At 71.9% G+C, this 26,200-nt stretch carries 22 protein-coding genes, 1 tRNA gene and 1 pseudogene; 15 read left to right on the forward strand and 9 right to left on the reverse strand.

Going from position 1 to position 26,200, the window contains the following annotated elements:
- Nucleotides 1-122: 122 nt before the first annotated feature.
- Nucleotides 123-998, reverse strand: coding sequence for an aldo/keto reductase (locus KBX00_RS15175; RefSeq protein WP_210827401.1), 876 nt, complete (start codon nucleotides 996-998; stop codon nucleotides 123-125).
- Nucleotides 999-1,122: 124 nt separating this feature from the next.
- Between KBX00_RS15175 and KBX00_RS15180 the strand changes: the two genes are divergently transcribed.
- A complete protein-coding gene (locus tag KBX00_RS15180; protein ID WP_210827403.1) occupies nucleotides 1,123-5,337 on the forward strand; it encodes a CHAT domain-containing protein in 4,215 nt (1,404 codons plus the stop codon).
- Here KBX00_RS15180 and KBX00_RS15185 read toward each other — a convergent pair.
- Together KBX00_RS15185 and KBX00_RS15190 are read right to left on the reverse strand one after the other, a co-directional pair.
- Nucleotides 5,316-5,789 carry a hypothetical protein gene (locus KBX00_RS15185; protein WP_210827405.1) on the reverse strand — a complete coding sequence of 158 codons (474 nt, stop codon included), beginning with the start codon at nucleotides 5,787-5,789 and terminating at the stop codon, nucleotides 5,316-5,318. The two genes, KBX00_RS15180 and KBX00_RS15185, sit on opposite strands and share 22 nt — an antisense overlap.
- Nucleotides 5,786-6,106, reverse strand: coding sequence for a hypothetical protein (locus tag KBX00_RS15190; RefSeq protein ID WP_210827408.1), 321 nt, complete (start codon nucleotides 6,104-6,106; stop codon nucleotides 5,786-5,788). Before KBX00_RS15190 ends, KBX00_RS15185 begins: the two co-directional genes overlap by 4 nt.
- Nucleotides 6,107-6,328: 222 nt before the next feature.
- On the opposite strand from KBX00_RS15190, the gene KBX00_RS15195 reads away from it, so the two are divergent.
- From KBX00_RS15195 to KBX00_RS15215, 5 genes are all read left to right on the forward strand, one after another.
- On the forward strand, nucleotides 6,329-6,694 hold the full coding sequence (locus KBX00_RS15195) for a YciI family protein (RefSeq protein WP_210827409.1): 366 nt from the start codon (nucleotides 6,329-6,331) through the stop codon (nucleotides 6,692-6,694).
- Nucleotides 6,695-6,938: 244 nt separating this feature from the next.
- Nucleotides 6,939-8,387: a pyruvate kinase gene (gene pyk / locus KBX00_RS15200; RefSeq protein ID WP_210827410.1), complete on the forward strand. Its 1,449-nt coding sequence runs from the start codon at nucleotides 6,939-6,941 to the stop codon at nucleotides 8,385-8,387.
- Nucleotides 8,384-9,265, forward strand: a complete 882-nt coding sequence (locus tag KBX00_RS15205; protein WP_210827411.1) for an acyl-CoA thioesterase II — start codon at nucleotides 8,384-8,386, stop codon at nucleotides 9,263-9,265. Before pyk ends, KBX00_RS15205 begins: the two co-directional genes overlap by 4 nt.
- 114 nt (nucleotides 9,266-9,379) lie before the next feature.
- Nucleotides 9,380-9,841: an Rrf2 family transcriptional regulator gene (locus KBX00_RS15210; RefSeq protein ID WP_210827412.1), complete on the forward strand. Its 462-nt coding sequence runs from the start codon at nucleotides 9,380-9,382 to the stop codon at nucleotides 9,839-9,841.
- Between the two features lie 141 nt (nucleotides 9,842-9,982).
- Nucleotides 9,983-10,939 (forward strand): sulfite exporter TauE/SafE family protein, encoded by a 957-nt coding sequence (locus KBX00_RS15215; protein ID WP_210827413.1) that lies wholly within the window; start codon nucleotides 9,983-9,985, stop codon nucleotides 10,937-10,939.
- Between the two features lie 75 nt (nucleotides 10,940-11,014).
- Here KBX00_RS15215 and KBX00_RS15220 read toward each other — a convergent pair whose 3' ends face one another.
- On the reverse strand, nucleotides 11,015-12,445 hold the full coding sequence (locus KBX00_RS15220) for a pyridoxal-dependent decarboxylase (RefSeq protein ID WP_307868679.1): 1,431 nt from the start codon (nucleotides 12,443-12,445) through the stop codon (nucleotides 11,015-11,017).
- Between the two features lie 243 nt (nucleotides 12,446-12,688).
- On the opposite strand from KBX00_RS15220, the gene KBX00_RS15225 reads away from it, so the two are divergent.
- On the forward strand, nucleotides 12,689-14,968 hold the full coding sequence (locus KBX00_RS15225; RefSeq protein WP_210827415.1) for a cellulose binding domain-containing protein: 2,280 nt from the start codon (nucleotides 12,689-12,691) through the stop codon (nucleotides 14,966-14,968).
- Nucleotides 14,969-15,241: 273 nt separating this feature from the next.
- Here the strand turns inward: KBX00_RS15225 and KBX00_RS15230 are convergent, their stop codons facing one another.
- Both KBX00_RS15230 and KBX00_RS15235 read right to left on the reverse strand, forming a co-directional pair.
- Nucleotides 15,242-16,246: an LLM class flavin-dependent oxidoreductase gene (locus tag KBX00_RS15230; RefSeq protein ID WP_374225304.1), complete on the reverse strand. Its 1,005-nt coding sequence runs from the start codon at nucleotides 16,244-16,246 to the stop codon at nucleotides 15,242-15,244.
- Nucleotides 16,247-16,302: 56 nt separating this feature from the next.
- Nucleotides 16,303-16,782, reverse strand: coding sequence for an Lrp/AsnC family transcriptional regulator (locus KBX00_RS15235; RefSeq protein ID WP_204013943.1), 480 nt, complete (start codon nucleotides 16,780-16,782; stop codon nucleotides 16,303-16,305).
- 83 nt (nucleotides 16,783-16,865) lie between these two features.
- On the opposite strand from KBX00_RS15235, the gene KBX00_RS15240 reads away from it, so the two are divergent.
- The gene (locus KBX00_RS15240) at nucleotides 16,866-18,041 is read left to right on the forward strand and encodes a PLP-dependent aspartate aminotransferase family protein (RefSeq protein WP_210827419.1); all 1,176 of its coding nucleotides are present in this window, start codon (nucleotides 16,866-16,868) and stop codon (nucleotides 18,039-18,041) included.
- Between the two features lie 63 nt (nucleotides 18,042-18,104).
- Here KBX00_RS15240 and KBX00_RS29325 read toward each other — a convergent pair whose 3' ends face one another.
- From KBX00_RS29325 to KBX00_RS15250, 3 genes and pseudogenes are all read right to left on the reverse strand, one after another.
- Nucleotides 18,105-18,260 carry a hypothetical protein gene (locus KBX00_RS29325; RefSeq protein ID WP_301547996.1) on the reverse strand — a complete coding sequence of 52 codons (156 nt, stop codon included), beginning with the start codon at nucleotides 18,258-18,260 and terminating at the stop codon, nucleotides 18,105-18,107.
- Between the two features lie 530 nt (nucleotides 18,261-18,790).
- A pseudogene (locus KBX00_RS29840) lies at nucleotides 18,791-18,859 on the reverse strand (hypothetical protein); the annotation flags it as partial.
- Nucleotides 18,860-18,894: 35 nt separating this feature from the next.
- Nucleotides 18,895-18,968: transfer RNA gene (locus KBX00_RS15250), tRNA-Leu, on the reverse strand.
- A gap of 107 nt (nucleotides 18,969-19,075) precedes the next feature.
- Here KBX00_RS15250 and KBX00_RS15255 point away from each other — a divergent pair.
- The 7 genes from KBX00_RS15255 (at nucleotide 19,076) to KBX00_RS15285 (ending at nucleotide 26,170) form a co-directional block, all read left to right on the forward strand.
- Nucleotides 19,076-19,696 carry an ANTAR domain-containing response regulator gene (locus KBX00_RS15255; protein ID WP_210827421.1) on the forward strand — a complete coding sequence of 207 codons (621 nt, stop codon included), beginning with the start codon at nucleotides 19,076-19,078 and terminating at the stop codon, nucleotides 19,694-19,696.
- Nucleotides 19,697-19,745: 49 nt separating this feature from the next.
- Nucleotides 19,746-20,963 (forward strand): hypothetical protein, encoded by a 1,218-nt coding sequence (locus KBX00_RS15260; RefSeq protein ID WP_210827424.1) that lies wholly within the window; start codon nucleotides 19,746-19,748, stop codon nucleotides 20,961-20,963.
- Nucleotides 20,964-21,191: 228 nt separating this feature from the next.
- The gene (locus KBX00_RS15265) at nucleotides 21,192-22,346 is read left to right on the forward strand and encodes a branched-chain amino acid ABC transporter substrate-binding protein (protein ID WP_210827426.1); all 1,155 of its coding nucleotides are present in this window, start codon (nucleotides 21,192-21,194) and stop codon (nucleotides 22,344-22,346) included.
- A 67-nt stretch (nucleotides 22,347-22,413) separates the two neighbouring features.
- Nucleotides 22,414-23,388: a branched-chain amino acid ABC transporter permease gene (locus tag KBX00_RS15270; protein ID WP_164448326.1), complete on the forward strand. Its 975-nt coding sequence runs from the start codon at nucleotides 22,414-22,416 to the stop codon at nucleotides 23,386-23,388.
- Nucleotides 23,385-24,557, forward strand: coding sequence for a branched-chain amino acid ABC transporter permease (locus tag KBX00_RS15275; protein ID WP_210827427.1), 1,173 nt, complete (start codon nucleotides 23,385-23,387; stop codon nucleotides 24,555-24,557). Before KBX00_RS15270 ends, KBX00_RS15275 begins: the two co-directional genes overlap by 4 nt.
- Nucleotides 24,547-25,470: an ABC transporter ATP-binding protein gene (locus KBX00_RS15280; RefSeq protein ID WP_210827428.1), complete on the forward strand. Its 924-nt coding sequence runs from the start codon at nucleotides 24,547-24,549 to the stop codon at nucleotides 25,468-25,470. Before KBX00_RS15275 ends, KBX00_RS15280 begins: the two co-directional genes overlap by 11 nt.
- Nucleotides 25,460-26,170, forward strand: coding sequence for an ABC transporter ATP-binding protein (locus KBX00_RS15285; RefSeq protein ID WP_164448323.1), 711 nt, complete (start codon nucleotides 25,460-25,462; stop codon nucleotides 26,168-26,170). Before KBX00_RS15280 ends, KBX00_RS15285 begins: the two co-directional genes overlap by 11 nt.
- Nucleotides 26,171-26,200 lie beyond the last annotated feature (30 nt).

The raw sequence follows: 26,200 nt of genomic DNA on the forward strand, positions 1-26,200 counted from the left end.
CCCGACCACGAGCGGGGGCACGTTCTGACACCAGGACTCGCATTGGTCCAGGCGGCGGGAGTGCTCACCCGCTCGCGGCTACCAGGCACCGAGTCTGCCAGCGGCTCACCCGGTAGCTCCCATTAGGTGGTGGTGGCGGACAGTGCCTCGTACTCGGCGTCGGTCAGCTGCACCTGGGCGGCGGCGACGTTCTCCTCCAGGTGCGCCACGGACGACGTACCGGGAATCGGCAGCATGACCGGCGACCGGCGCAACAGCCAGGCGAGGGCCAGTTGCGCGGGCGTCGCGCCGTGCTCGGCGGCGACGGTGTCCAGCGGACCACCCGGTCGGGCCAGTTCCCCGGTCGCGATCGGGTACCACGGGATGAACGCGAGGTCGTGCCGTTCGCAGTGGTCGAGCACGTCCTCCGCGTCGCGGTTGGCCAGGTTGTACAGGTTCTGCACGGACACGATCGGCGCGATGCGGCGGGCCGCCTCGATCTGGTCGACGGTCACCTCGGAGAGCCCGATGTGCCGGATCTTGCCTTCCTCCCGCAGCAGCGCCAGCTCACCGAGCTGGTCGGCCAGCGGCACCGCCGGATCGATGCGGTGCAGCTGATAGAGCCCGATGGTTTCCAGCCCGAGGTGGCGCAGGCTCAGCTCGCACTGCTGACGCAGGTACTCCGGCCGGCCCACCGGCCGCCAGTCACCCGGGCCGCCGCGGGTGAAGCCGGCCTTCGTCGCGATGAGCAGATCGTCGGCGTACGGGTGCAGGGCCTCGCGGATCAGCAGCTCGGAGACGAACGGACCGTACGAGTCGGCGGTGTCGATGAACGTCACGCCCAGCTCGTAGGCGCGGCGCAGCACCCGGACCGCCTCGGCCGGGTCCTTCGGCTCACCCCAGACCCCGGGACCGGTTATCTGCATCGCGCCGTAACCGAGCCGGTCGACCTGAAGATCGCCGCCGATCCGGTAGGTGCCGGACTCCTTCGCCGGTCTGGTGCCGGTGTCGAGCGCCATTGGGGCCACCTTTCGGTTCGCTGCCTGTCGGAGCCTCAAGTTACCCCGGTCGGCTTCGGGACAGCGGCCGGTCGCTGCGGCTGCTACTGCTGTGCGGGACGGTGCCTGCGACGGGAGGGCTGGCATGTGGCGACGGTTCAGGTCCGACCCGGTGCAGCGGCTGCGGGAGCGGCTGGACGGCTTCGGCACCACCATGGAGCCGCGGTGGGTGCTCGACCACGAGGCGCTGATGGATGCCAGGCCGGTCTACGACCTGATCAACGGCGTGAGCCGCCGGGGTGCGTCGGAACGCGAGGCCGAGGCGCTGTTCCTCCTGGCCTGTCTGCACTGGTACCGGTACCAGGTGCTGCCGGCGGGCTCGGACGGGCCGGACCTCGTCCAGGCGGTCGGGCTGACCGAACTGCTGCTCAGCCTGGCGCCGGAACGGGTACCGCCGTCGCTGCTGGCGATGCTGCGAACCCACGTACCCACCGCCGGCCGATCTGCCGGTGCGTCGACCGGGACCGGGACCGGGGCGCGGGGCGGCGGTCCCGCGGGCGTGACCACCTCCGGGGCCCGCGATGCACCGGTGCCGCCCGGTGTCGGTGTCCCGGCTGCCCGCTCCGCGCCCGGCACCGACGCGCCGGCTGCGCTGTTCGGCCAGGCGGTGATGCTGATGGGCGGCGCCGAGCGGTCCGGGGACTACCGGGTGGCCGACCAGGCGCAGGCGCTGCTGGAACGGGCCCTGGCCGGCACACCGTCCGGCGCACCGGAACGCCGGCAGTACCTCTCCGCGCTCGGACGGGTGCACCGGGATCAGTACCTGCGGCTGGGCCGGCAGCGGTCGCTTCCGGCGGCGATCGACGCGCACCGGGAGAGCCTGGAGTCGACCCCCGCGGGTGACCCGGAGCGTCCGACCCGGCTGTTCAACCTCGGCAACGTCCTCGGTGACCGGTTCGAGCAGGCGGGCGACGTCGCGGCGCTGGACGAGTCGATCCGACTGCTCGGCGACGCGGCCCGGGCCGCCCCCGCCGACTCGCCGGTCTGGCTGATGGCCCGGGTCAACCTCGGGGGACGGCTGCGCGACCGCTGGCAGCGCCGGGGCGAGCCGGCCGACCTCGACCGGGCCGTCGACGTGCTGGCGCAGGCGGTGTCCGTCCGGGCCGACCCGCTGGTGCTCTTCACCTACGCGACGCTGGCCAGCAGACGGTTCGTGGTCAGCGGCACCGACGGCGACCTGGACACGGCGATCGACGCCAACCGTGCCGCGCTGGCGGCGGGGATCAGCGAGGAACAGGGCGCCCTGGTCCGGGTCACCCTGGCGGGACTGGCCGGTGAGCGCCACGAGCGGCGGAAGACCCCGGCCGACCTGGACGCGGCGATCGAGGCGTACCGGGCGGCGGCGGGCGGGCCCCGGTCGGCGGGGCAGGACGCGGGCGGGCTGTGGCAGGCCGAGGGCAAGCTGTTGGACGCGCGCTACGCGCTGCACCGCCGGTCCGACGATCTGCGTGAGGCGGAGCGGCTGTTGCGGGCGGCGGTCGACGAGACGACCGACCCGGTGCAGCGCGCCGGACGCCTCGGCGACCTCGGGTACACGCTGGGCCGATGGCACGCCGACCTGACCGGGTTGGCGACCTTGCGGGAGGCCCGCGAGCTGCTGACCGAGGCGGAGCGGCTGCTGCCGGCAGATCACCCGTCGCGGCCGGACCTGCTGAACAACCTGGGCGACACGCTGCGTGAGCTGGCCGACCAGGCGGGCGAGCCGGAGCTGCTGGAACCCGCCGTGGCGAAGCTGCGCGAGGCGGCGGCGAACCCGGCGAATCCCGCGAAGCTGCCGCTCTACCTGTCGAATCTCGGCCTGGCGTTGCAGGAACTCTTCGGCCGGACCCAGGACCTGGGAATTCTCACCGAGGCGACGGCGGTGCTGCGGCGGGCGGTGGCCGCTGCCCCACCCGGGAATCCGGACCGGATGCTCGGCCTGTTCAACCTGGGATCGGCGTTGAACCGGCGCACGGAGCTGGTCGTCAACGCCGCGCTGCCGGCCGACGGCGACGCCACGCCGGAGCGGGCCCGCGCCGTCGCGCGGGCCGACGCCGAGCAGGCGGTCACGCTGCTACGGGAGGCGGCGGAGCTGGCACAGCAGGAGGCCGAGCCCGACGAACGCGCGCGGATCGTCGGCACGCTCGCGCTCAGCCACCTGCTGCGGCACCAACTCACCGAGGATCCCGCCGCGCTCGACGAGGCGGTCACCCTGCTGCGGGAGCTCGCCGACGCGGCCGTCGCCCCGGCCGGCGACCGATACCGGTCGCTGACCAACCTCGGTAACGCGCTGCTGATCAGGTTCCGGACCGCGCGGAACGCCCCCGACGCCCAGGAGATGCTTACGGTGTACCGGGCGGCGGTGGCGGCCCTGCCCGTGGATCATCCGGAGCGGACCATGTGCCTGAGCAACCTGGCCGTCGCCGTCGAGGAGATCGCCCACGCCACCGGTGCCGCGACCGCTGCGACCGACGCCGCTCCGGAACCGGTTCCCGACGGCCCGGCCTCCGGCGGCCTAGCCTCCGACGGCCTGGTTCCCGGCGGCCCGGCCGCCACGGGGCATCGCGCGACCGCCGTCGCTTCGGCGGCCTCCGGCGAGCTGCCGGCGGTCGAGTTGGCCGAGGCGGTCGCCGCGCTGCGCGAGGCCGCCGCGATCGAGGCGGCGCCGTCGCTGTTGCGGGCCGCCGCCGCGCGGCGGTACGCCGCTCTCGCCGCCGAGGCCGGCGACCTGCCGGCCGCCCTGGCGGGCTACACCACGGCGATCGAACTGCTCGACCTGGTTGCCTGGCACGGCATGGACCTCGACGACCAGGGCCGGCTGCTCGGGCAGTTCCCGGGCCTGGCCGGCGACGCCGCCGCGGTGGCGATCGCGCTCGACCGGCCGCAACGCGCGGTGGAACTGCTGGAGTACGGGCGTGGGGTGCTGCTCGCCCGGGCCCACGACGCCGGCGCCGACCTGGCGGCGCTGCGCGCGGAGGCACCCCGACTGGCCGAGCGCCTGGCCGCCGTCCAGGCCGCCCTCGACCGCCTCGACCCGCGCCCCGACCTGACCGGACCCGCGCCGGTCGCCGGGCTGGCGGCCCCGGCCCGCGCCGTGCCGGCCGGTGGCGAGGTGGGCGCGGGCTCGGAACGCCGGCACGAGCTGGCCGTCCAGCGGCGCGAGGTGTTGGCGGAGATCCGGCGACGGCCCGGCTTCGAGGGCTTCCTGCGTCCGCCTCCGTTCGTCGATCTCGCCCAGGCGGCCGGCGGCGGGCCGGTGGTGCTGGTGAACGTCGCCGCCCGGCGCTGCGACGCGCTGGTGGTCGGTCAGGAGCGGGTGATGGTGGTACCGCTGCCCGAGCTGACCCTCGGTGAACTGCAGCTACGGGCCGTGTACTTCCTGACCGGGCTCGCCGAGGTCACCGCGTCCGGTGGTGAGCCGGGCGTGGCGGCGCAGCGCCGCCGGGCCGCGTTCCGACGCCGCATCCCGGAAACCCTTGACTGGCTGTGGCGGGTGGTCGCCGCCCCGGTGCTGGACGCGCTGGGCCCGCCGGCCGCGCCACCGGATGCCGGAGCCGCCCCGGCCCGCCTGTGGTGGTGTCCCACCGGCGTGCTCGCCCTGCTGCCACTGCACGCCGCCGCCCCACTGGGTGGGGGGACCGGGGTGCTCGACCGGGTCGTCTCCTCGTACACGGCCTCGCTGCGGGCGCTCGTCCGGGCCCGGCGGGGGCCGGCGGGCAGGTCCGCGCCGGTCACCTCGGCCCTGGTGGTCGGGATGCCGCGGACGCCGGGGCTGGCGGACCTGCCCGGCGTCGCGGGGGAGGCGGCCGTGGTACGCCGGTACGTGACCGACGTGACGACGTTGACCGGGGCGGCGGCCACGCCCTCGGCGGTGCTCGGCGCACTGCCGGGAACGTCCGTGGTCCACCTGAGCTGTCACGGCACCCAGGATCTCGCCGCACCCGCCCGGGGCCGGCTCGCGTTGGCCGGCGGCCCGCTGCACGTGCGGGATCTGTGGCGGCCGGCCGGCACCACGGCCGCGCTCGCGGTCCTGTCCGCCTGCGACACGGTACGCGGTGGCGCCGCCCTGCCGGACGAGGCGCTGACCCTGGGCACCGCGTTCCAGTTGGCGGGCTTCCGGCACGTCATCGGCGCGCTCTGGGCCATCTCGGACACGCTTACCGTCCAGCTGTGCGAGGACCTGTACGCGGCGCTGGCGGTGCCCGGTGGTCTCGACCCGCAGCGGGCCGCGTCCGCCCTGCACCACGCCGTCCGGCAGGTGCGTGCCGCCCTGCCCGACCTGCCGGAACTCTGGGCCGGCTACGCCCATGTCGGCCCCTGACCGGGCGCGTACCAGGTGACGCCCACGGCGGCGACCAGCAGAGCGGTGCAGGCAAGCACCAGCAGCACCCCGAGGCGCAGGGCCCGGGCCGCGGCGAGGGCCTCCCGGTGCTCGCCGAGCGGAGCCGGGAACAGTTCGGCGACCGGAGTCACCGACAGCGGCCCGTGCGCGGCCCGCAGCAGCGCCAGCGCCCCGCTGACCCCGGCCACCACGGCGGCCAGCAGCAGTACACCGACCAGGGCGCCCCAGCCCGGTGCGAGGGTGCTGACGTCGGAGCGACCCCGGATCAGGCTGAACCCGACCAGCGCGACGAGCAGGCCACCCAGCCCGTTACGCCAGGCCAGCGCGGCGGCCCGGACCCGGTCCAGTTCGCCGCGCAGCAACGCGGCCAGCTCCTGCGCCCGGCGCAGGTCGGTACGGGTCGCCGGGGGACCGGGCCGCAGTCGGATCACGACTCGACCTCCAGCGTCACCGTCCAGTACGCGCCGCAGCCGGTCAGCCCGTCGGGGCGGGCCGGATGATCGGCGGTGCAACTGCACAGCAGCGTCCGGTAGCCGGGGTCGACCACTGCCTGCGGTGCCTCCCGCCGGTACACCTCGTCGACGATCGGGCAGCTGATCGGGTGCCGGCAGCGGGGGCAGTCGCCGCTGAGCAGCACCGCCGGACCGTACCGGCGCACCGAGAACGTCTCCGCGACCCGGCTGCCGTACGCGGTGTCGGTGACCTCCGCGTACGGCAGCGGCTCCGCCGCCGGCTCACCATCCCGCACCGATGCACCCTCCCACCGTCGTCGCCACGACAACGAGCACACGGTAGCGCCCGCCCGCCCGCCGGTCTCCCGGCGCGCGGGTGGACCCGGTGCCCGGTCCGGCGAGCGGGTGCCGGGCAGCGGGATCGGCGGAGCGCCCGTGCGGCCGGACCGTCCGTGGGAGGCTGGACGGTACCGCCGCGTGCACCGCCTGGCGTCGGCGGGCCGTGCGGAAGGGAAGCCATGTCAGGGGAGCCGCAGGTCGACTTCGCGCTCGACACCTACGAATGCATCGTGCTGTATCCCGGTGCCGCCGGGCGGGCGTTGCTGCCCGAGACCGTCCAGCGGTTGCAGGCCGAGCATGCCCGGCACATGCAGGCGATGCAGCAGCGGGGCATCATCCTCGTCGCCGGAGCGGTGGACGGCCAGGCCCGGGAGCCGGACCCACCGCTGGGGTTCGGTCTGGCCCGGACCGGGTCGGTCGACGATGTCCGCAGCGTGATGGAAGCGGATCCGGCGGTGCAGGCCGGCCTCTACCGGGTGGACGTGATGACCTTCCTCTGCCCGGCCGGCTCGTTGGAGTTTCCGCTGGTCAAGACGGAGAGCTGAGCCACGCCGGCCGCCGTCACGACGGGTGGCCGGAGGTGCGCGTACAGTTGTCGGCCCGGAGCGCCCCGACGCGGCCTGGCGCCGGGGGCGTACCATTCCGGCGCGCGGTCGCCGTTGCCCGCCGTCGACGTCCGGAGCGGCCCACGCTCGCCGGCCGCGCCAGTGGGCCGCGCGCCGTTGGACAACTGTTCCACATTGCGCAAGGGGTCGGCCGGTGGTCCGACCCGGAGGAGAGACTAGCCTGATGGGCGTGACACGCCGCGCGAAGATCGTCTGCACTCTTGGCCCCGCCACCTCGTCGCCCGAGCGCATCCGCGGGCTCGTCGAAGCCGGCATGAACGTGGCGAGGCTCAACTTCAGTCACGGCAGCCACGCCGACCACGAGTCGGTCTACCGACTCGTGCGGGAGGCGGCCGAGGCCGCGGGGCAGCCGGTGGCGATCCTGGCCGACCTCCAGGGGCCCAAGATCCGCCTGGGTCGGTTCGCCGACGGGCCGCACGAGTGGCGCACCGGTGACTCCGTGGTGATCACCGGCGACGAGGTGACCGGCTCCAAGGACCGGGTCTCCTGCACCTACCGGAAGCTCCCGCAGGAGGTCAAGCCGGGTGACCGGCTGCTGATCGACGACGGCCGGGTGGCCGTCGAGGTCACCGACGTCACCGGCAACGACATCCGGGTGCTGGTCACCGAGGGCGGTCCGGTCAGCAACAACAAGGGTGTCTCGCTGCCGAACGTGGCGGTCAGCGTGCCCGCCCTGTCGGAGAAGGACGCCGCCGACCTGCGCTTCGCGCTCGGCCTCGGTGTCGACCTGGTCGCCCTGTCGTTCGTCCGCTCCGCCGACGACATCAAGCTGTGCCACGCGATCATGAGCGAGGTCGGTGTGCACCGCCCGGTGCTGGCCAAGGTCGAGAAGCCGGAGGCGGTCGACCACCTCGAAGCGATCGTGCTGGCCTTCGACGGGGTCATGGTGGCCCGTGGTGACCTCGGCGTGGAACTGCCGCTCGACGAGGTGCCGCTGGTGCAGAAGCGCGCGGTGCAGTTGTGCCGGGAGAACGCCAAGCCGGTCATCGTGGCCACCCAGATGCTCGACTCCATGATCGAGAATTCCCGGCCGACCCGCGCCGAGGCCTCCGACGTGGCGAACGCGGTGCTCGACGGTGCCGACGCGGTGATGCTCTCCGGTGAGACGAGCGTCGGCAAGTATCCGGTGCTCACGGTCAGCACCATGTCCAAGATCGTCACCACCACCGAGGCCGGGTCGATCCTGGTGCCCCGCCTCCAGCACGATCCGCGTACGCACGGCGGCGCGCTCACCGTGGCCGCCTCCTCGATCGCCCGGGCCATCGGCGCCAAGGCGCTCGTCGCGTTCTCGCAGACCGGTGACACCGTGCGCCGGCTCAGCCGGCTGCACTGCGACCTGCCGCTGCTGGCCTTCACCCCGGTGCCCGAGGTGCGGGCGCAGCTCGCCCTCTCCTGGGGGGTGGAGACCTTCCTGATGCCGTTCGTGCAGCACACCGACGACATGTTCCGTCAGGTGGACCAGGCGCTGCTCGGGCTGAACCGGGGCAACCCCGGCGACTACGTGGTGATCGTGGCCGGCAGCCCGCCCGGCAGCCCCGGCTCGACCAACACCCTCCGGGTGCACCAGCTCGGTTCGCTCGTCGACGCCGCCACCGCGCGGGCGTTGCAGTGACCGACGGCTCGCTCGTCGGCCAGGCCGCCGTCGACCAGCTGCTGGAGGTTCTGGACCTCGCACCCACCGGCGCGATGTCGTTCCGGGGGATGAGCCCGCCGGTCGGCCCGCAGCGGGTGTACGGCGGCCAGGTCGCCGGCCAGGCCCTGGTCGCCGCCGGCCGCACCGTCGACGCGGAGCGGGTGGTCCACTCCCTGCACGGCTACTTCGTGCGCGCCGGTGACCCGGTCGAGCCGATCGAGTACGAGGTGGAGAACATCCGCGACGGCCGCTCCTTCTCGGTGCGCCGCTCGGTCGCGCTCCAGCACGGCAAGCCGATCTTCTTCATGTCCGCCTCGTTCCAGCGGCCCGAGGAGGGGCTGGACCACCACGCGCCCCTGCCGCCGGACGTGCCCGGGCCCGAGTCGGTGCCGACCATGACCGACCGGCTGTCCCGGTACCCGGAACGGCTGGGCATCTGGGGGCAGATTCCCCGCCCGATCGACGTGCGCTATGTCGGTGAACCCGGTTGGGTACGTCCCGGCGACCGGCCGGCCGATCCGCACCAGCGGGTGTGGATGCGCATCGACGGCAAGCTGCCGGACGATCCGTTGCTGCACGCCTGCGCCCTGGCCTACGCCTCCGACCTGACCCTGCTCGACTCGGTGCTCTCGGTGCACGGCGAGGTGTGGGGACCGGGCGGGGTGGTGGGGGCGAGCCTGGACCACGCCCTGTGGTTCCACCGCCCGTTCCGGGCCGACGAGTGGTTCCTCTACGACTGCTGGAGCCCGTCCGCGTCGGGCGCGCGTGGCCTGGCCACCGGCCGGATGTTCACCGTGGACGGCCGGCAGATCGCCAGCGCCGTCCAGGAGGGACTGCTGCGCCGGGTCGGCGGATAGCCGACCCGCTGCGTGGACCGGTGGCCGTCCGGCCGGGCGTGGCCGGGCGACCCGTCAGATCCGGTGTCGGGCCGCCGGGCGGTGCCCGGTACACCGCCCGTTAACCTGTCCGACATGCGTCTCTCAGCCCGGGTGGACTACGCCCTTCGAGCGGTCGCCGAACTGGCCTCGGTGACCGGGGCTGGACGGGGCCGACCGGTCACCGCCGACCAGATCGCGCGGGCCCAGCAGATCCCGCCGAAGTTTCTGGAGAGCATCCTGCTGCAACTGCGCCGCGCCGGCGTGGTGCAGGCCCAGCGCGGCCCCGAGGGCGGCTACTGGTTGGCCCGGCCGGCTGAGGAGATCTGCCTCGCCGAGGTGATCCGGGTGATCGACGGACCGCTGGCCCATGTTCGGGGCCAACGCCCCGAGCACCTCGGCTACCAGGGCGCGGCGCGGGCGTTGCAGGAGGTCTGGATCGCGTTGCGGGCCAGCGAACGGCAGATCCTCGAACTGGTCACCGTCGCCGACGTGGCGCGGGGCACCCTGCCCGAGCCGGTCACCAAGCTGGTCGCCGACCCGGGCGCCTGGACCTGACCGGACCCTCGACAGCACCCCGGACACCATGCGTCGGGTCGACGTGTCGTCTCACTGACTGATCGTGGGGTTGACCGGCGGCCCGACCATGCCGCATTGTCGACCAAGCCGATAGGAGATATCAATTAGCCAGGGGGCGTCGTGCGCAAGCTGCTCGTCATCGCGTTGGTGGGGCTCGCCGCGCAGCTCGTCGATGGTTCGCTCGGCATGGCGTACGGGCTGACCTCCTCGACGCTGTTGCTGCTTGTCGGCGTCGCACCGGCGGCAGCGTCCGCCTCGGTGCACCTGGCCGAGATCGGCACCACGCTCGCCGCGGGCACGGCGCACTGGCGGTTCGGCAACGTCGACTGGCGGGTGGTGCGCCGCATCGCGGTGCCGGGCGCGGTCGGTGCCTTCGCCGGTGCCACCTTCCTCAGCGCCCTGTCCACCGAGTCGGCCGCACCGTGGATGGCCGCGATCCTGTTCACGCTCGGGGCGTACCTGCTCGTCCGGTTCTCCCGGCCGCTGCGCCGAAACCCGGCCGCCGGCCGGCTACGCGGGCGGTTCCTCGGCCCGCTCGGCCTCGTCGCCGGCTTCGTCGACGCCACCGGCGGCGGCGGATGGGGCCCGGTGGCCACCCCGGCGCTGCTGGTCAGCGGTCGGCTGGAGCCCCGCAAGGTGATCGGCTCGGTGGACACCTCCGAGTTCGTCGTGGCCTCCGCCGCCAGCCTCGGCTTCCTGATCGGGCTGGGCACCGAGGGCTTCCTGCTGCCGATCGTCCTCGCGCTGCTCGCCGGTGGCCTGATCGCCGCGCCGGTCGCGGCCTGGCTGGTCCGCATCGTGCCGGCCCAACTGCTCGGCGCGGCCGTCGGTGGCGTGATCGTGCTGACCAACGCCCGGGTCCTGATGCGCGCCGGCGATGTGGACGGTTCCCTGCCGGTGATCGTCTACCTGCTGTTGGCCGCCGGATGGATCACCGCCCTGACGCTTGCCGTCCGGGTACTGCGGCGGACCCGCCGCGAGCGGTCCCTCGCCACGACCCTCACCACCGACACCCCGCCGCCGCCCACCCCCGAGCCGGTCGGCGCAGGCGCCCCCGCTCACCCCGATCCCCGTTGATCATGAGGTTGTTGTCGCGCCACGCCGGACGGGACGACAACAACCTCATGATCAACCGGGATGCTCGCGCGGGGGTCAGTTCGGGAGGGCCTTCGCCGTGTGGGAGATGAGCTGCCAGGTTTCGTCTACGTGGGACTGGGTGGTCTGGGGGGCGCCTACGGCCAGGCGTAGGGTGTGTCGGCCGGCGACGCGGGTGTGGGTGAGGTAGACCCGGGCGGTGGCGTTCACCGCCGTCAGCAGCCGCTCGTTCGGCCCGTCCGGGCCGCGCAGCCGGAAACAGACAAGCGCGTACGGGTGGTCGGTGACCAGTTCGAAGCGTTCGTCGGCGCGGACCCGGTCGGCGAACCCGGCGGCCAGCGCCACCCCTCGACGGATGTGCTCGCGCAGACCCTCGACGCCGTACCAGCGCAGCACGAACCACAGCTTCAGGGCCCGGAACCGCCGACCCAGCGGCACCTGCCAGTCCCGATAGTCGAGCACCGCGCCGGACTCGGTGGCCGCGTTGCGCAGGTACTCCGGCAACACGGTCAACGCCTCGACCAACTCGCCCGCGTCGGCCACCCAGAACGCGTCGCAGTCGAAGCCGGTGAGCAGCCACTTGTGCGGGTCGAAACAGTACGAGTCGGCGTACTCCAGGCCCGCGTGGCCGAACCGCAACTCCGGGCAGACCGCCGCCGCACCCGCGTACGCGGCGTCGACGTGCAGGAAGACACCCTGCTCGGCGCAGATCGGGCCGATCTCGGGCAGCGGGTCCACCGCCGTGGTGGAGGTGGTGCCGACGGTCGCCACCACCAGGGCGGGCACCACCCCGGCGGCCCGGTCCGCCTCGATCGCGGCGCGCAGCGCCGCCGGCGACATCGCCCGGGTCACCGGGTCCACCTCGATCAGGCGTACGCCGTCGGCGCCGAGACCCGCGATCCGGGCGGCCTTCTCCACCGACGAGTGCGCCTCCGTCGAGGTGTACACCCGGTAGCGACGGTCGACGCCGGCCTGACGCCACCGCCCACCGGCGGCCCGGTGCAGCGCCACCAGGGTGGCCACCAGGGTGGCCGAGGAGGCGGAGTCCTGGATGACCCCGCCGCCGCGGCCGGTGGAGCGGAACCGGGCCGGCAGGTCCAGCAGGTCGGCCAGCCAGTCGAGCAGCACCGTCTCCAACTCGGTGCAGGCCGGGCCGGTGGCCCAGAGCATGCCCTGCACGCCGAGCCCGGCACTGACCAGGTCACCGAGCACGCTGGGGCCCGAGGTGTTGGCCGGGAAGTACCCGAAGAAGCCCGGATGCTGCCAGTGGGTGAGCCCGGGTGCGACAAGCTTGTCCAGGTCGGCGAGGACCGCCTCGACCGGTTCACCGTGGGCCGGTGGCCCGGCCGGCAGCCCGGCGGCCACCGTGCCGGGCGGGTCCTGGGAGGTCACCGGGCGTTGGGGCAGCGTCGACCAGTAGTCGGCGATCCAGTCCACCACCGCGTACCCGGCCCGGCGGAACTCCTCGGGCGTCATGTGTCCAGCCACCCCGTGAGTGGATCAAAGGGAGCGGTTCCAGAGCAAGGCGGCGCATCGATTGTGCGCAGAAAACGCCTGCCCTAGCATCACAGATGCGCGGGGTCGCACTCATGTCCATCGATTAGATGGGTCCTTTCCGCTAGCGCGGCACGGCCGCCGGCCCGGCACGGCCGGTGGACCGACACCCGTCGGCTGCGGGCACGGCCGGCGGACCCTCGGACGCCGCGCGTCCCGACCTCCATCGGAGGAACCATGCCTCGCACCGCCCCCCGGGCGGCTCTGCTCGCCGCGGCCACCGCCACCGCGGTCGCCGCCGCCGGCGTGCTGACCACCCTGACCGCCTCGGCCGCCGCCGCGGGATGCCGCGTCGACTACCGTGTCACCAACCAGTGGACCGGCGGCTTCGGCGCCGACGTCACCGTCACCAACCTCGGCGACCCGGTCGACGGCTGGACCCTGACCTGGACCTGGGCCGCCGGACAACAGGTCACCCAGGCCTGGAACACCGCCGTCACCCAGTCCGGTGCCCAGGTCAGCGCCCGCAACGTCGACTACAACGCCGCCATCGGCACCGACGGCAGCGTCAACTTCGGCTTCAACGGCTCGTGGAACGGCAGCAACCCGGCCCCCACCAGCTTCGCCCTGAACGGCACCACCTGCACCGGCGCCACCGCACCGACCGCCACGCCGACCACCCCACCACCCAGTCCGCCGCGTCCGTCACCCACCGTCGCGCCGCCGACCACTCCGCCGCCGACCCCCTCACCACCAACCCCACCACCCGGGACGATGCAGGCGGAGAATCTGGAGCGTGGGCTGATCAGCGTCCGCTCCGGGTCGGCCAACCTGGTTTCCTGGCGGCTGCTGGGCACCGAGACCAGCGGCGTCGCGTTCAACCTCTACCGGGGCACCAACAGGGTGAACGCCAGCCCGATCACCGGCGCGACCAACTACCTGGACAGTGGCGCGCCGGCCGGAGCGAACTACACCGTGCGGCCCGTGGTGGGCGGCGTCGAACAGACCCAATCCGTGCCGGCCCTGCAGTTCCCCACCGGCTACCTCGACGTGCCGTTGCAGGTCCCGCCGGGCGGCACCACCCCCAGCGGCGAGGCGTACACCTACTCGGCCAACGACGCCAGCGTCGGCGACCTCGACGGCGACGGCGACTACGACTTCGTGCTCAAGTGGGAGCCGTCCAACGCCAAGGACAACTCGCAGTCCGGCCACACCGGCAACGTCTACCTCGACGCGTACACCCTGGCCGGATACCGGCTGTGGCGCATCGACCTGGGCCGCAACATCCGGGCCGGCGCCCACTACACCCAGTTCCAGGTGTACGACTACGACGGCGACGGCCGAGCCGAGGTGGCCATGAAGACCGCCGACGGCACCCGCTCCGGCACCGGCCAGGTGATCGGCAACGCCAACGCCGACCACCGCAACTCCGCCGGCTACGTCCTCGCCGGCCCCGAGTACCTGACCATGTTCGACGGCAGCACCGGTGCCGCCCTCTCCACCGTCAACTACGACCCGCCGCGCGGCACCGTCTCCTCCTGGGGCGACAACTACGGCAACCGGGTCGACCGGTTCCTCGCCGGCACCGCCTACCTCGACGGACAACGACCGTCGCTGATCATGGCCCGGGGCTACTACACCCGCGCGGTCATCGCCGCCTGGGACTTCCGCAACGGCGCCCTCACCAGGCGGTGGACCTTCGACTCCAACGCCTCGGGCAACGGCGCCGCCGCCGGGCAGGGCAACCACAGCCTCTCCGTCGCCGACGTGGACGGCGACGGCCGGCAGGAGATCGTCTACGGTGCGGCCACCATCGACGACAACGGCCGGCTGCTGTGGTCCACCGGCCACGGCCACGGCGACGCCGGGCACGTCGGCGACCTCGACCCGTCCCGCCCGGGTCTGGAGTACTTCAAGGTGAGCGAGGACGGCAGCAAGCCCAGCTCCTGGTTCGCCGACGCCCGTACCGGCCAGATCCTCTGGTCCACCCCGACCGGCGGCGACAACGGCCGCGGCGTCTCCGGCGACATCTGGGCCGGCAGTCCCGGCGCCGAGTCCTGGTCGTCCGCGGTGAGCGGCCTGGCCGACACCCGGGGCCGGAACATCGGCCGCAAGCCGTCCTCGACGAACTTCCTCGTCTGGTGGGACGGCGACCCGGTCCGCGAACTGCTCGACGCCACCCGGATCGACAAGTACGGCACCGGCGGTGACACCCACCTGCTCACCGGCAGCGGCGTCACGGCCAACAACGGCACCAAGGCCACCCCCGCGCTCTCGGCCGACCTGTTCGGTGACTGGCGCGAGGAGGTGGTCTGGCGTACCAGCGACAGCCGGGCGCTGCGGATCTACAGCACCCCGACGCCGACAAGCATCCGGATCCACACCCTGATGCACGACCTGCAGTACCGGGTCGCCATCGCCTGGCAGAACACCGCCTACAACCAGCCCCCGCACCCGAGCTTCTTTCTCGGCGACGGCATGACCACGCCGCCCGCGCCCGACATCTACCTGCGTTGACCGGCGGGGTGCAGAAGCGGTAGAAGAAAGGAAAAGGCACCGGGCCGCAATCGCGGAATCCGCACAACTGCGGCCCGGTGCCCCACACCGCGGCACCCCCGACCCGTCCCGACCGGGGAGTGCCGTACCACCACCGGATACAAAGTTAGGCGGGCTCCGCGTCGCGAGGGTGACGCTGCCGTGAAGATCGTGTTTCGTGGCTCCGGAAACGCTGTGACCTGGGCCACCATGCCATCCGGCCCCGTGGAGACCCGGCCGTCGGCGGCCACCGCGTCAGCGCCGCAGGCCGCCAGCCACCTCGGTCGCGATCAGCTCGAACGACCGCACCCGGTCGGCGACGTCGTACACCATCGTGGTCAACATCAGCTCGTCCGCCCGGGTGCTGGCCAGCAGCTCACCCAACTGCCGGCGGACCGTCTCCGGGGAACCGCTCGCCTGACCCTGCCGGCGCTGCGCCAGGAACTCCCGGTCGAACTCGGTGTACGGGTACGCCGCCGCCTCGTCCGGCGTCGCGAGCGGCTCCGGCCGCCCGGACCGCAACCGCAGGAACGACAACCCGGCTGGCCCGGCCAGCCACTCGGCCCGCTCGTCGGACTCCGCGCAGACCGCGTTCACCGCCACCATCGCGTACGGCCGCTCCAGCCACCGCGACGGTCGGAAACTCTGCCGGTACAGCGCCAACGCGGGCAACGTGTTCTGGGCGCTGAAGTGATGCGCGAAGGAGAACGGCAGGCCCAGCGCGCCGGCCAGCTGCGCGCTGAACCCACTGGAACCCAACAACCACACCGCCGGCCGCTGCCCCCGCCCCGGAGTCGCGGTGATCCGTCCCGACGCCGCCTCGTCGAAATAGCCCATCAGGTCGTTGAGCTCGCGGGGGAAACCCTCGGCCGACAGGCCCTCCATGGTCCGGCGCAGCGCCAACGCGGTGACCTGGTCGGTGCCGGGCGCGCGGCCGATGCCCAGGTCGATCCGGCCCGGATGCAGCGCCTCCAGGGTGCCGAACTGCTCGGCGATCACAAGCGGCGCGTGGTTGGGCAGCATCACCCCACCCGAGCCGAGCCGGATGTCGCTGGTGTGCGCGGCCAGATGCGCGATCAGCACCGCCGGGGCCGAGGAGGCGATGGCCGGCATGTTGTGGTGCTCGGCCACCCAGAACCGGTGGTAGCCCAGCTCGTCGGTGCGTCGCGCCAACTCGGTGGTGTGCCGCAACGCCTCACCGGCGGTGGCGCCGGCGGCAACGGGGGCGAGGTCGAGGACAGACAACGGAACGTCGATCACATGGCTGGCCAACCCGGCGTACGCCGAATCTGTTCCCGAACCGGGCGGCGACGTGATCAACCCGACCCGCGGGCCTGCTCGAAGATCAGGCTGGTCTGGGTGTGCTGCACCGCCGGATCCACGGCCAGATGATCCAGCACGAAGTCGCGCAGCGCCTCGGCCGAGGCCGCCCGCACGTGCAGCACGTAATCCTCCGCGCCGGCCACGTGGAACACCGACACCACGCCCGGCAGCCGCACCGAGCGGGCCCGGAACGCGTCCACCGCCGCCCGCGCGTGCTCGGTCAACCGCACCGACACCAGCGCCTGCAACGGCAACCCCAACGCCGCCGGATGCACCTCGGCGTGGAAACCCCGGATCGCCCCGCACTCCCGCAACGCCCGGGTGCGCGCCAGACAGGTCGACGGCGCCACCCCCACCCGCTCGGCCAGCGCATTGTTCGGCAACCGGCCGTCGCCGGCCAGCTCGGTCAGGATCGCGCGGTCGGTGTCGTCGAGGGCCGCGAACGGCCGAACATCGTTCGATACGGGGGGCATGCCGCCATCCTCCATCGAACGCCACCGGCAGCGAAAGCGATTATGACGAATAATATTCGGAACTATTGCCCCTGATGGGCGGGATGTTCGATCCTCTCGACATGACGACCGTGGACACCCGAGCCGTGCACGCCGGCCGTGACGACCTCGCCGCCCTCGGCGTCCACGTGCCGCCGATCGACCTGTCCACCACCAACCCCCTGCCCTCGGTGGACGCCGGTGGCGACGCCTACGAGACCCTCGCCACCGGCGGCACCCTCCCCGCCGACGCCAGCGCCGTCTATCAGCGACTGTGGAACCCGACCGTCGCCCGCTTCGAAACCGCCCTCGCCGAACTCGAAGGCACCACCGACGCCGTCGCGTACGCCAGCGGCATGGCCGCGCTCACCGCCGCCCTGCTCGCCGCCACCCGCGACGGCCGCCGGCACCTGGTCGCCGTGCGCCCCCTCTACGGCGGCACCGACCACGTCCTCGCCACCGGCCTGCTCGGCACCGACGTCACCTGGGCCCGCCTCGACGGCGTCGCCGCCGCCATCCGCCCCGACACCGCCCTGGTGATCGCCGAAACCCCCGCCAACCCGACCCTCGACCTGATCGACATCACCGCCCTCGCCGACGCCGCCGGCCAGGTGCCCCTGCTGATCGACAACACCGTCGCCACCCCGGTGCTCCAGCAACCCAGCCGGCACGGCGCCCGGCTGGTGCTGCACAGCGCCACCAAGAGCATCGGCGGCCACGGCGACGTCCTCGCCGGAGTGATCGCCTGCGACGCCGAGTGGGCTACCCGGCTGCGCCAGGTCCGCGCCCTCACCGGCGCGATCCTGCACCCCCTCGGGGCGTACCTGCTGCACCGGGGGCTGCAGACGCTGCCGCTGCGGGTCCGCGCCCAGCAGGCCGGCGCGGAGAAACTCGCCCTCTGGCTCGCCGCGCACCCGGCGGTCGCGCGGGTCCACCACCCCGGCACCAACGACCCGGCCGGGCTCGTCGGCCGGCAGATGTCCGGCCCGGGCGGCCTCCTCGCCTTCGAGGTACGCGGCGGCGCACCCGCCGCCGCAGCGGTCGCCGGCGCCTGCCGGCTCATCACCCACGCCGTCTCCCTCGGCGGCGTCGACACGCTCATCCAGCACCCGGCGTCACTGACCCACCGCCCCGTCGAGACCGAGGCCAAGCCCGACGGCGGGCTGCTGCGCCTCTCCGTCGGCCTGGAAGACCCGGAGGACCTGCGCGCCGACCTGGAGCACGCGCTCGCCGCCGCTTGACCTAAGGCGCGACGAGTCGAGCCTTCGGTACGCGGCCGCCGTCGGCCGATGGTTCCGGATAGGTCACGACTTCGGGCCAACGTGGCGGTCGAGCGCGGCGACCGCCACGCGGCGGGCGACTGAGAGGCAGTTCGGCCGGTTCATCCGCCAGCCGATGCCGAGCAGGTCAAGCGCCCACTGGCAGAGTCCCATGATGTCGGTGGACTCATTGACGAACATGTAGCGCGGGTAGACGTAGACGTAACCTTGCCGCGGACGGTGACCCGGTTCGCGACCCGGCAGCCGTCGGAGTGGAAAAGGCCGCGCAGGAAGTCACCGGGAACCGCCCGGACGATGCGCTCCTGCCAGTCGGTGAGAACTATCCGCCGTTCGTGCTTCTTGCCGGGCCCATGTTGTGGCAGCAGGCAGGGCCAGTGCGTGCCATAGCTCTGCACGCTGACGCAACCTTGCTGCTGAACCCGCTGGACCTTGTTCGCGAGCACCGCTCGCATGGCCGCCTCGCAGGCGTCGATCAGACCGGGCCAGGCGTTGCTGCATGAGATCCGAAGGACCGGCACCCGCGCGGAGGTTACCAGGTGCCCGTCGCCGAGGTAGCAACCGAGCAGATAGGCGTAGTCGGCATCGATTGTCGGGTTTTCGACTTGGGTGCGACAGCGGAAGCAGCGAAAGGCGGTGGTGCTCATCTTTGACGTTGGCCGATCCCTGCACCAGTGACGCACGGTGGCATAGGGCAGGCCGACGCTCCTGGCAACCTCTGCGACGGTCGCACCAGCCAGGTATAAGCCGCGTGCGCGTGCACGCACATCGGGCGGATGCATGGCGTCATTGTCGAACGTCCGTACGACACTTTCGGTGTCCCCGGTGGGATTCGAACCCACACTGTCGGAGGTTTGAGCTCCGTTTCTCTACCGGTTGGAATACGGGGACTTACTCGCTCAGCGCCTGTCGCGTCGCCCCATAGGTTACCCACTACGCTAGGAGCGGCGACACCCGGTACCGCGGGTGTCGAGGCTAAGACTGGGTGGGAGTGGCTCGTGGCCGAGACGCAGACGGATGCCGCGCGCAGGCGGGTACTGATCGCCGAGGACGAGGCGCTGATCCGGCTGGATCTGGCTGAGATGCTGGCCGAGGAGGGCTACGAGGTGGTCGGCGAGGCCGGTGACGGCGAGGCCGCCATCCGGCTGGCCGAGGATCTCAAGCCCGACCTGGTGATCCTCGACATCAAGATGCCGATCATGGACGGGTTGGCGGCCGCCGAGCGGATCGCCGGGGCCCGGATCGCTCCGGTGATCATTCTGACCGCGTTCAGCCAGCGTGACCTGGTGGAGCGGGCTCGGGCGGCCGGTGCGATGGCGTACCTGGTGAAGCCCTTCCAGAAGAGCGACCTGGTGCCGGCGGTGGAGATCGCCCTGTCCCGCTACTCGGAGATCGCCGCGCTGGAGGCGGAGGTGGCCGGGCTGACCGACCGGCTGGAGGTCCGCAAGACCGTCGAGCGGGCCAAGGGCGCGCTGATGACCGCCTACAACATGAGCGAGCCGCAGGCGTTCAAGTGGATCCAGCGCACCGCGATGGACCATCGGATGACCATGAAGGAGGTCTCCGAGCGGATCCTCGCCGAGACCGCTGGCGGTGAGGTGGCCGAGCCGGCCCAGTAGGCCCGATCGGGCCCGGTGCCAGAGGGCTGCGGCGCCGATACCATCGGGCATGCGCCGAGGACGGGTCGACGTGACAGCCCGGCCGCGCCGTGCCTTCGCACCAGCTCTGCGGCGTACCGCTGCCCTCGTCATCCTCTCCCTGCTGCTGGTGACGGGCTGTCGGGCCGGTACGCCGGGACCTGACGAAGCGCCACCGCTGCAGCCCGACTGGCGGGAGCTGACGTTGCCCGCCCCACCGGGCGCACCCGGCCGGTTGATGCTCCGCGACGTGACCGCCTGCGGCGGGCGTTGGTACATCGTCGGTGCGGTCGGTGGTCCCGGTGACGCGACCCGGCCGGCGGCCTGGACGAGCGCCGACGGGGTGTCCTGGGAGTCGGTTCGGATCGTGGCGGACTCCTACTACGGCCGGCAGAACATCCTGTACTCGGTCGCCTGCCGAGGCGGCCGCTTCGCCGCGGTCGGCGCGAAGAGCGGCGGTGCGCACGCGAATCCGCGGGTGAGCAGTTGGGTGCGGCGTGCGGACGGTGCGCTGGTCGAGGTTCGGGCCGGGTTCGAGCTCTACGGCGGTCCGCAGGCGGTGAACGTGGCGCGGATGGTCGCCGGTGAGTCGAACTTCATGATCGTGGGCAACCGGGTGAGCGGTGCGGCGGTCTGGCTCTCCGGTGCGGCGGACGGCTTCGAGATCCTTGCGGGCGTGCCGGGGCTGGCGACCGATGAGCGGGGGGTCACCTGGCTGTTCGACGCGACGCCGGTGGATGGCGGCTGGTTGGCGGTGGGCGGGATCATCGGCCCTGGCCGGATCGATCGGGATCCGCTGGCATGGCGTTCGTCGGACGGCCGGAGCTGGCAGCGGGAGCCCGTGCCGGGCACCGACGAGTACGACGAGTTGCAGCGGGTGGTGCGGGTCGGTGGCGGGCCGGTGGCGGTCGGCCTGCGCGGTCGTGCTTTCGGCGGGTGGCGGGTCGGGCCCGGTGGCTGGGAGCGGGCGGGTGGGTTCGGTGTGGCCGCGTCGTCCGGCGTGCCCGCCGTGCGGGGGTTGTCGACCTTCGACGGGCAGCTGGTGACGGTGGTCACGGACGGTGTACGCCATGCCCTGTGGAGCTCGGCGGACCGCGGTGTCTCGTGGCGGCGGGCGGTGCTGCCGAGGGAGGTGCCGGCCGGGCCGGTCAGCTCGGTGGCGGTGTTCGGGACGCCGGGCCGGTTGCTGCTGGTGCTTGACGACGGTGCGGCCGGTGCGGCCTTCGGGCTGTCGGGTTTGCCGGGCTGAGCGTGGGTCGGCGCTGTTACGGGGGCGGTCGCATCGGCGCTTGTGTTCGTAACGGTTTGGCAAGCGTGGCTCGCGGGGCTTCCGGGACGGTTTAGGGACGCAGTACGCTCCGCCATCACGAGCCGTAACGCAGGTGTGCGGATTCACGCCTGGGTGGTGACCGCCGAGCTGGCCGGTGACGCTGCCCCGGGTGCGCCCGAGCCCTGTATCTGGAGGAGGTCAATAGCCGTGAGGCGTAAGTACGTACGGGCGCTGGGCGCCGTCGGGCTGGCGGCAGCCCTGTTTGCCGCGGCGGGCTGCCAGGCGTCGGATGAGGGCAGCGATGCTGGCGGCGACGGTAACTGCGGTGGCAAGCTCGCCATCTTCGGTGCCTTCAGCGGCCCGAACTCCGGTCTGGTGATCCCGTCGCTCAACGGCGCGAAGCTCGCCGTGAAGCAGCACAACGAGGCGAACGCGGACTGCCAGGTCACCCTGCAGGAGTTCGACACCCAGGGTGACCCCACGCAGGCCACGCCGGTCGCGAACCAGGTCGTCGGTGACGAGTCCTTCCTGGGCGTCATCGGTGGCGCGTTCTCCGGTGAGACCAAGGCGACGATGGACGTCTACGAGGCCGCCGGAATGGTGATGGTGAGCCCGTCGGCGACCGCGATCGAGTTGACCGCCGGCGACAACAAGGCGTTCCACCGGGTGGTCGGTAACGACGCCACCCAGGGTGCCGCCGCGGCCGTCTACTTCCGGGACATCGCGCAGGCCAAGAAGGTCTTCGTGATCAACGACGGCACCACCTACGGTGCCGGTATCGCCAACGAGCTGACCAAGGCTCTCGGTGACCTGGCCGGCGGGACCGACCAGGTGCAGGAGAAGCAGGTCAACTTCGCCGCCACCATCTCGAAGATCAAGGCTGCCGCGCCGGACGCGGTCGCCTACGGTGGTTACACCAACGAGGCCGCCCCGCTGCTGAAGCAGATGCGGGAGGCCGGCATCGAGGCGACCTTCCTCGGCTTCGACGGTCTGTACGACCCGGCCTTCCCGTCGGGTGCCGGTGCCGGCGCCAACGGTGCGATCGTGACCTGCCCGTGCCTGCCGCCGGACAAGGCCGGTGGCACCTTCTCCGCCGACTACGAGAAGGAGTACGGCGCGCCTCCGGGTTCCTACGGTGCCGAGGGCTTCGACGCCGCGCAGGTGCTGATCGAGGGGCTGGCCGAGGGCAAGACCACGCGTAAGGACCTCCTGGAGTGGGTGGACGCCTACGACAAGGAGGGCGTCTCGAAGTACCTCAAGTTCGACCCGACCGGTGACGTGGACAAGTCCCGGGTGGTGATCTGGGCCTACGAGATCAAGGATGGCGCGATCACGGCCCAGCAGGAGATCAAGCTCAGCTGAGCCAGGATGACCGTTGCGCGGCCGGGGTCTTTTCCCCGGCCGCGCGACGGTGCCAAGGGAGAAACCCGTGAATTTCGATGCCTTGTTCGGCAACCTGGCCCAGCACACGGTGGACGGGTTGTCCAAAGGGGCCATCTACGCCCTCGTCGCACTGGGGTACACACTCGTCTACGGTGTGCTTCGTCTGATCAACTTCGCGCACTCCGAGATCTTCATGGTCGGCACGTTCGCGATTCTCGGTACCTGGTCGCTGCTCGGGATCACCGACACACCCTCGATCGGCATGGCGATCGTCTACCTGCTCATCGGTCTGCTTGTCGGCGCGGCGGCCTCCGGTGCCACGGCGTTGACCGTCGAGCGGGTCGCGTACCGGCGACTACGTCGGATGAACGCGCCGCCGCTGATCTTCCTGATCACCGCCATCGGTGTCTCGCTCGTCCTGGTGGAGATCTACGCGCTGTGGATGGCGGGGTTCTTCTCGGGGCGCGGCTTCAGCGAGAACCGGCTCGTGATCGGCATCCCGGCGATGCTGAAGCAGGAGACGGTGATCTCGGTGGCCGGCGCCAACATCACCAATGTGCAGATCATCATGGTGGTGTCGGCCCTGGTGATGCTCTACGGGCTGGACCAGTTCATCAACCGGACCCGGTACGGCCGGGGGGTGCGCGCGGTGGCGCAGAATCCGGACACCGCGGCGCTGATGGGGGTGCACCAGGACCGGGTGATCATGCTGGTCTTCGTGTTGGGTGGACTGATGGCGGGTGCGGCCGCGCTGCTGTGGAACATGCGGTACGGGATCACCAAGTTCGACATCGGTTTCGTGATCGGGCTCAAGGCGTTCACCGCCGCGGTGCTCGGTGGCATCGGCAATCTGCGGGGCGCGCTGCTCGGTGGCCTGCTGCTCGGTGTGATCGAGGTGTACGCCGCGACGCTGACTCGGTCGACCTGGGAGGATGTGGCCGCCTTCGTGGTGCTCGTGGTGGTGCTGATCTTCCGCCCGACCGGTCTGCTCGGTGAGTCTCTCGGAAAGGCGAGGGCATGACAGAGGCACTGCGACAGTTCAACGAGCGGCGCCGACACGCTTTGGGCGGCATGGCCGACCGTTGGCGGGCGCTGCCCCGCTGGCAGCGTTGGCTGGGGGTTTTGGCGGGGCTCGCGTTCCTCTACTACCTGCCGTTCCTGGGTGACATCCCCGGGACGAACCTGATCATCCCCGGCCTCGACTGGTTCCGGACCGACTCCATCGCCGGCGGCTCGAACTGGGCCGGGGTGCTCTTCGTGTGCGCCCTGTACGTGCTGGTCGCGATCGGGCTCAACGTGGTGATCGGCTTGGCCGGTCTGCTCGACCTCGGTTATGTCGGCTTCTACGCGGTGGGTGCCTACAGCGTCGCGCTGTTCGGCTCGACCCAGTCGCCGGTCGTGCAGTCGATGCAGCGGCAGTTCGGCCTGTCGGAGGAGTGGGCGGTCGCCTGGGCGGTCTGTATCCCGATCGCGCTGGCCTTCTCCCTGGTCGCCGGCGTGCTGCTGGGCTGGCCGACGCTACGGCTGCGGGGTGACTACCTGGCCATCGTCACGCTGGGCTTCGGCGAGATCATCCGGATCGTGGCCAAGAACTCGGGGTGGGCCGGCCAGGCGCAGGGCGTCGCGGGCATCCCGGGTCCGGAGGGGCCGCCGTCGGCCGACAACACGGTCTTCGGGCTACTCAAGATCGAGCCCTGGTACTGGCTGGCGCTCACCGTGGTGCTGCTGATGGTCCTGCTGGTCCGCCGGCTGGAGCACAGCCGGGTCGGGCGGTCGTGGCTGGCCATCCGGGAGGACGAGGACGCCGCCGCGGTCATGGGCGTCTACCCGTTCAAGTTCAAGCTGTGGGCGTTCGCCATCGGCGCCGCCCTGGGTGGGTTGTCGGGTCTGCTCTTCGCCAGCCGGTCGACGTTCATCCAGCCGGAGACCTTCAACGTCCAGCTTTCCATCCTGTTCGTCGCGATGGTGGTGGTCGGCGGGTCCGGCAACATGGCGGGCGTGGCGCTCGGTGCCTTCCTGCTCGCCTATCTGCCGGAGCGGTTCCGGGACTTCTCGGAGTACCGGGTGCTGGCCTTCGGGCTGGCGCTGGTGCTCATCATGTTGCTACGGCCGCAGGGTCTGCTGCCGAGCCGGCGGCGAACGCGGGAGTTGCAGGACCGGGCGAAGGAGGCTGCCGTCAATGTTGCCTAAGCAGATGACGTCGCCCGAGGACGCCGCCCCGCGCGAGGTGTTGCTCGAGGTGGACCAGGTCACGCTCCGGTTCGGTGGGGTGGTGGCGCTCGACAACCTGAGTTTCCAGATCTACAAGGGTGAGATCATCGGGTTGATCGGTCCGAACGGGGCCGGCAAGACCACCTGCTTCAACGCCATGACCGGCGTCTACCGGCCGACCTCGGGCGAGGTCCGGTTCGACGGGGAGCAGGTGAGCGGTCGGAAGCCGCACCGGATCAACCGGATGGGGATCGCCCGGACGTTCCAGAACATCCGCCTCTTCCCGGAGATGACCGCGCTGGAGAACGTCCTGGTGGGTGCCGACTCTCGGCACCACACGAGCGTGATCGGGGCGTTGTTCCGGCTCTACCGCGTCAAGCCCGGGCCGGAGGAGTTGCCGGTGGTCGACTCGACCAACGGGCTGGTCCGCTTCTGGCAGCAGGTCCGTCGGTCGTCGGCGCAGGTGTTCGGCATCTCCCGGCACACCCTCGAGGAGCGTGCCGGCGAGCGCAAGGCACTTGAGCTGTTGCGGTTCGTGGGCATCGCCGACCGGGCCAACGACCTGGCGCGCAACCTCCCGTACGGCTACCAGCGGCGGTTGGAGATCGCCCGAGCCCTGGCCACCGAGCCGAAGTTGCTCTGCCTGGACGAGCCGGCCGCCGGGTTCAACCCGGCGGAGAAGGAGGAACTGCTGGACCTGATCCGCAAGATCCGGGACCGCGGGTTCACGGTCCTGCTCATCGAGCACGACATGCGGCTCGTCATGGGGGTCACCGACCGGATCGTGGTCCTGGAGTTCGGCAAGAAGATCGCCGAGGGTTCCCCCGCCGAGGTGCGGGACAACCCGAAGGTGATCGCGGCCTACCTGGGGGAGCCCGCAGATGCTGCTTGAGATCGACGACTTGACACTGCGCTACGGCCGGATCGAGGCGCTGCACGGCATCAGCCTGCACGTCGAGGAAGGCGAGGTGGTCGCGCTCATCGGCGCGAACGGTGCCGGTAAGTCCAGCACGATGCGGGCCATCTCCGGACTCCGGCCGGTGGCCCTGGGTTCGATCCGGTTCAACGGTGAGGACATCACCAACCTGCGGGCCGACCTGCGGGTGCGGCGGGGTATCTGCCAGGCGCCCGAGGGACGCGGCATCTTCCCGGGGATGACAGTGCTGGACAACCTGGACATGGGGGCGTACACCCGGCGGGACCACGCCGGGATCGCCGCTGACCTGGACCGGGTCTTCACGCTGTTCCCCCGGCTGGCCGAGCGGCGCCGCCAGCATGGCGGCACGCTCTCCGGCGGCGAGCAGCAGATGCTCGCGGTGGGTCGGGCGTTGATGAGCCGGCCCAAGCTGCTGCTGCTGGACGAGCCGTCGATGGGCCTCGCTCCGATGATCATCCAGCAGATCTTCGACATCATCACGGAGATCAACCAGCAGGGCACCACGATCCTGCTGGTGGAGCAGAACGCCCAGCAGGCGCTCTCCCGGGCCCACCGGGGGTACGTGCTGGAGACCGGCCGGATCGTCAAGGAGGGCACCGGGCAGGATCTGCTGCACGACCCGTCGGTCAAGGAGGCGTACCTGGGCGTGGCCTGAGCTGAGTCGCGTCGCGGGCCGGCCGGTGGG

It is taken from the genome of Micromonospora sp. C95, from assembly GCF_018070465.1.
In the GTDB taxonomy this organism is placed as follows: Bacteria; Actinomycetota; Actinomycetes; order Mycobacteriales; family Micromonosporaceae; genus Micromonospora.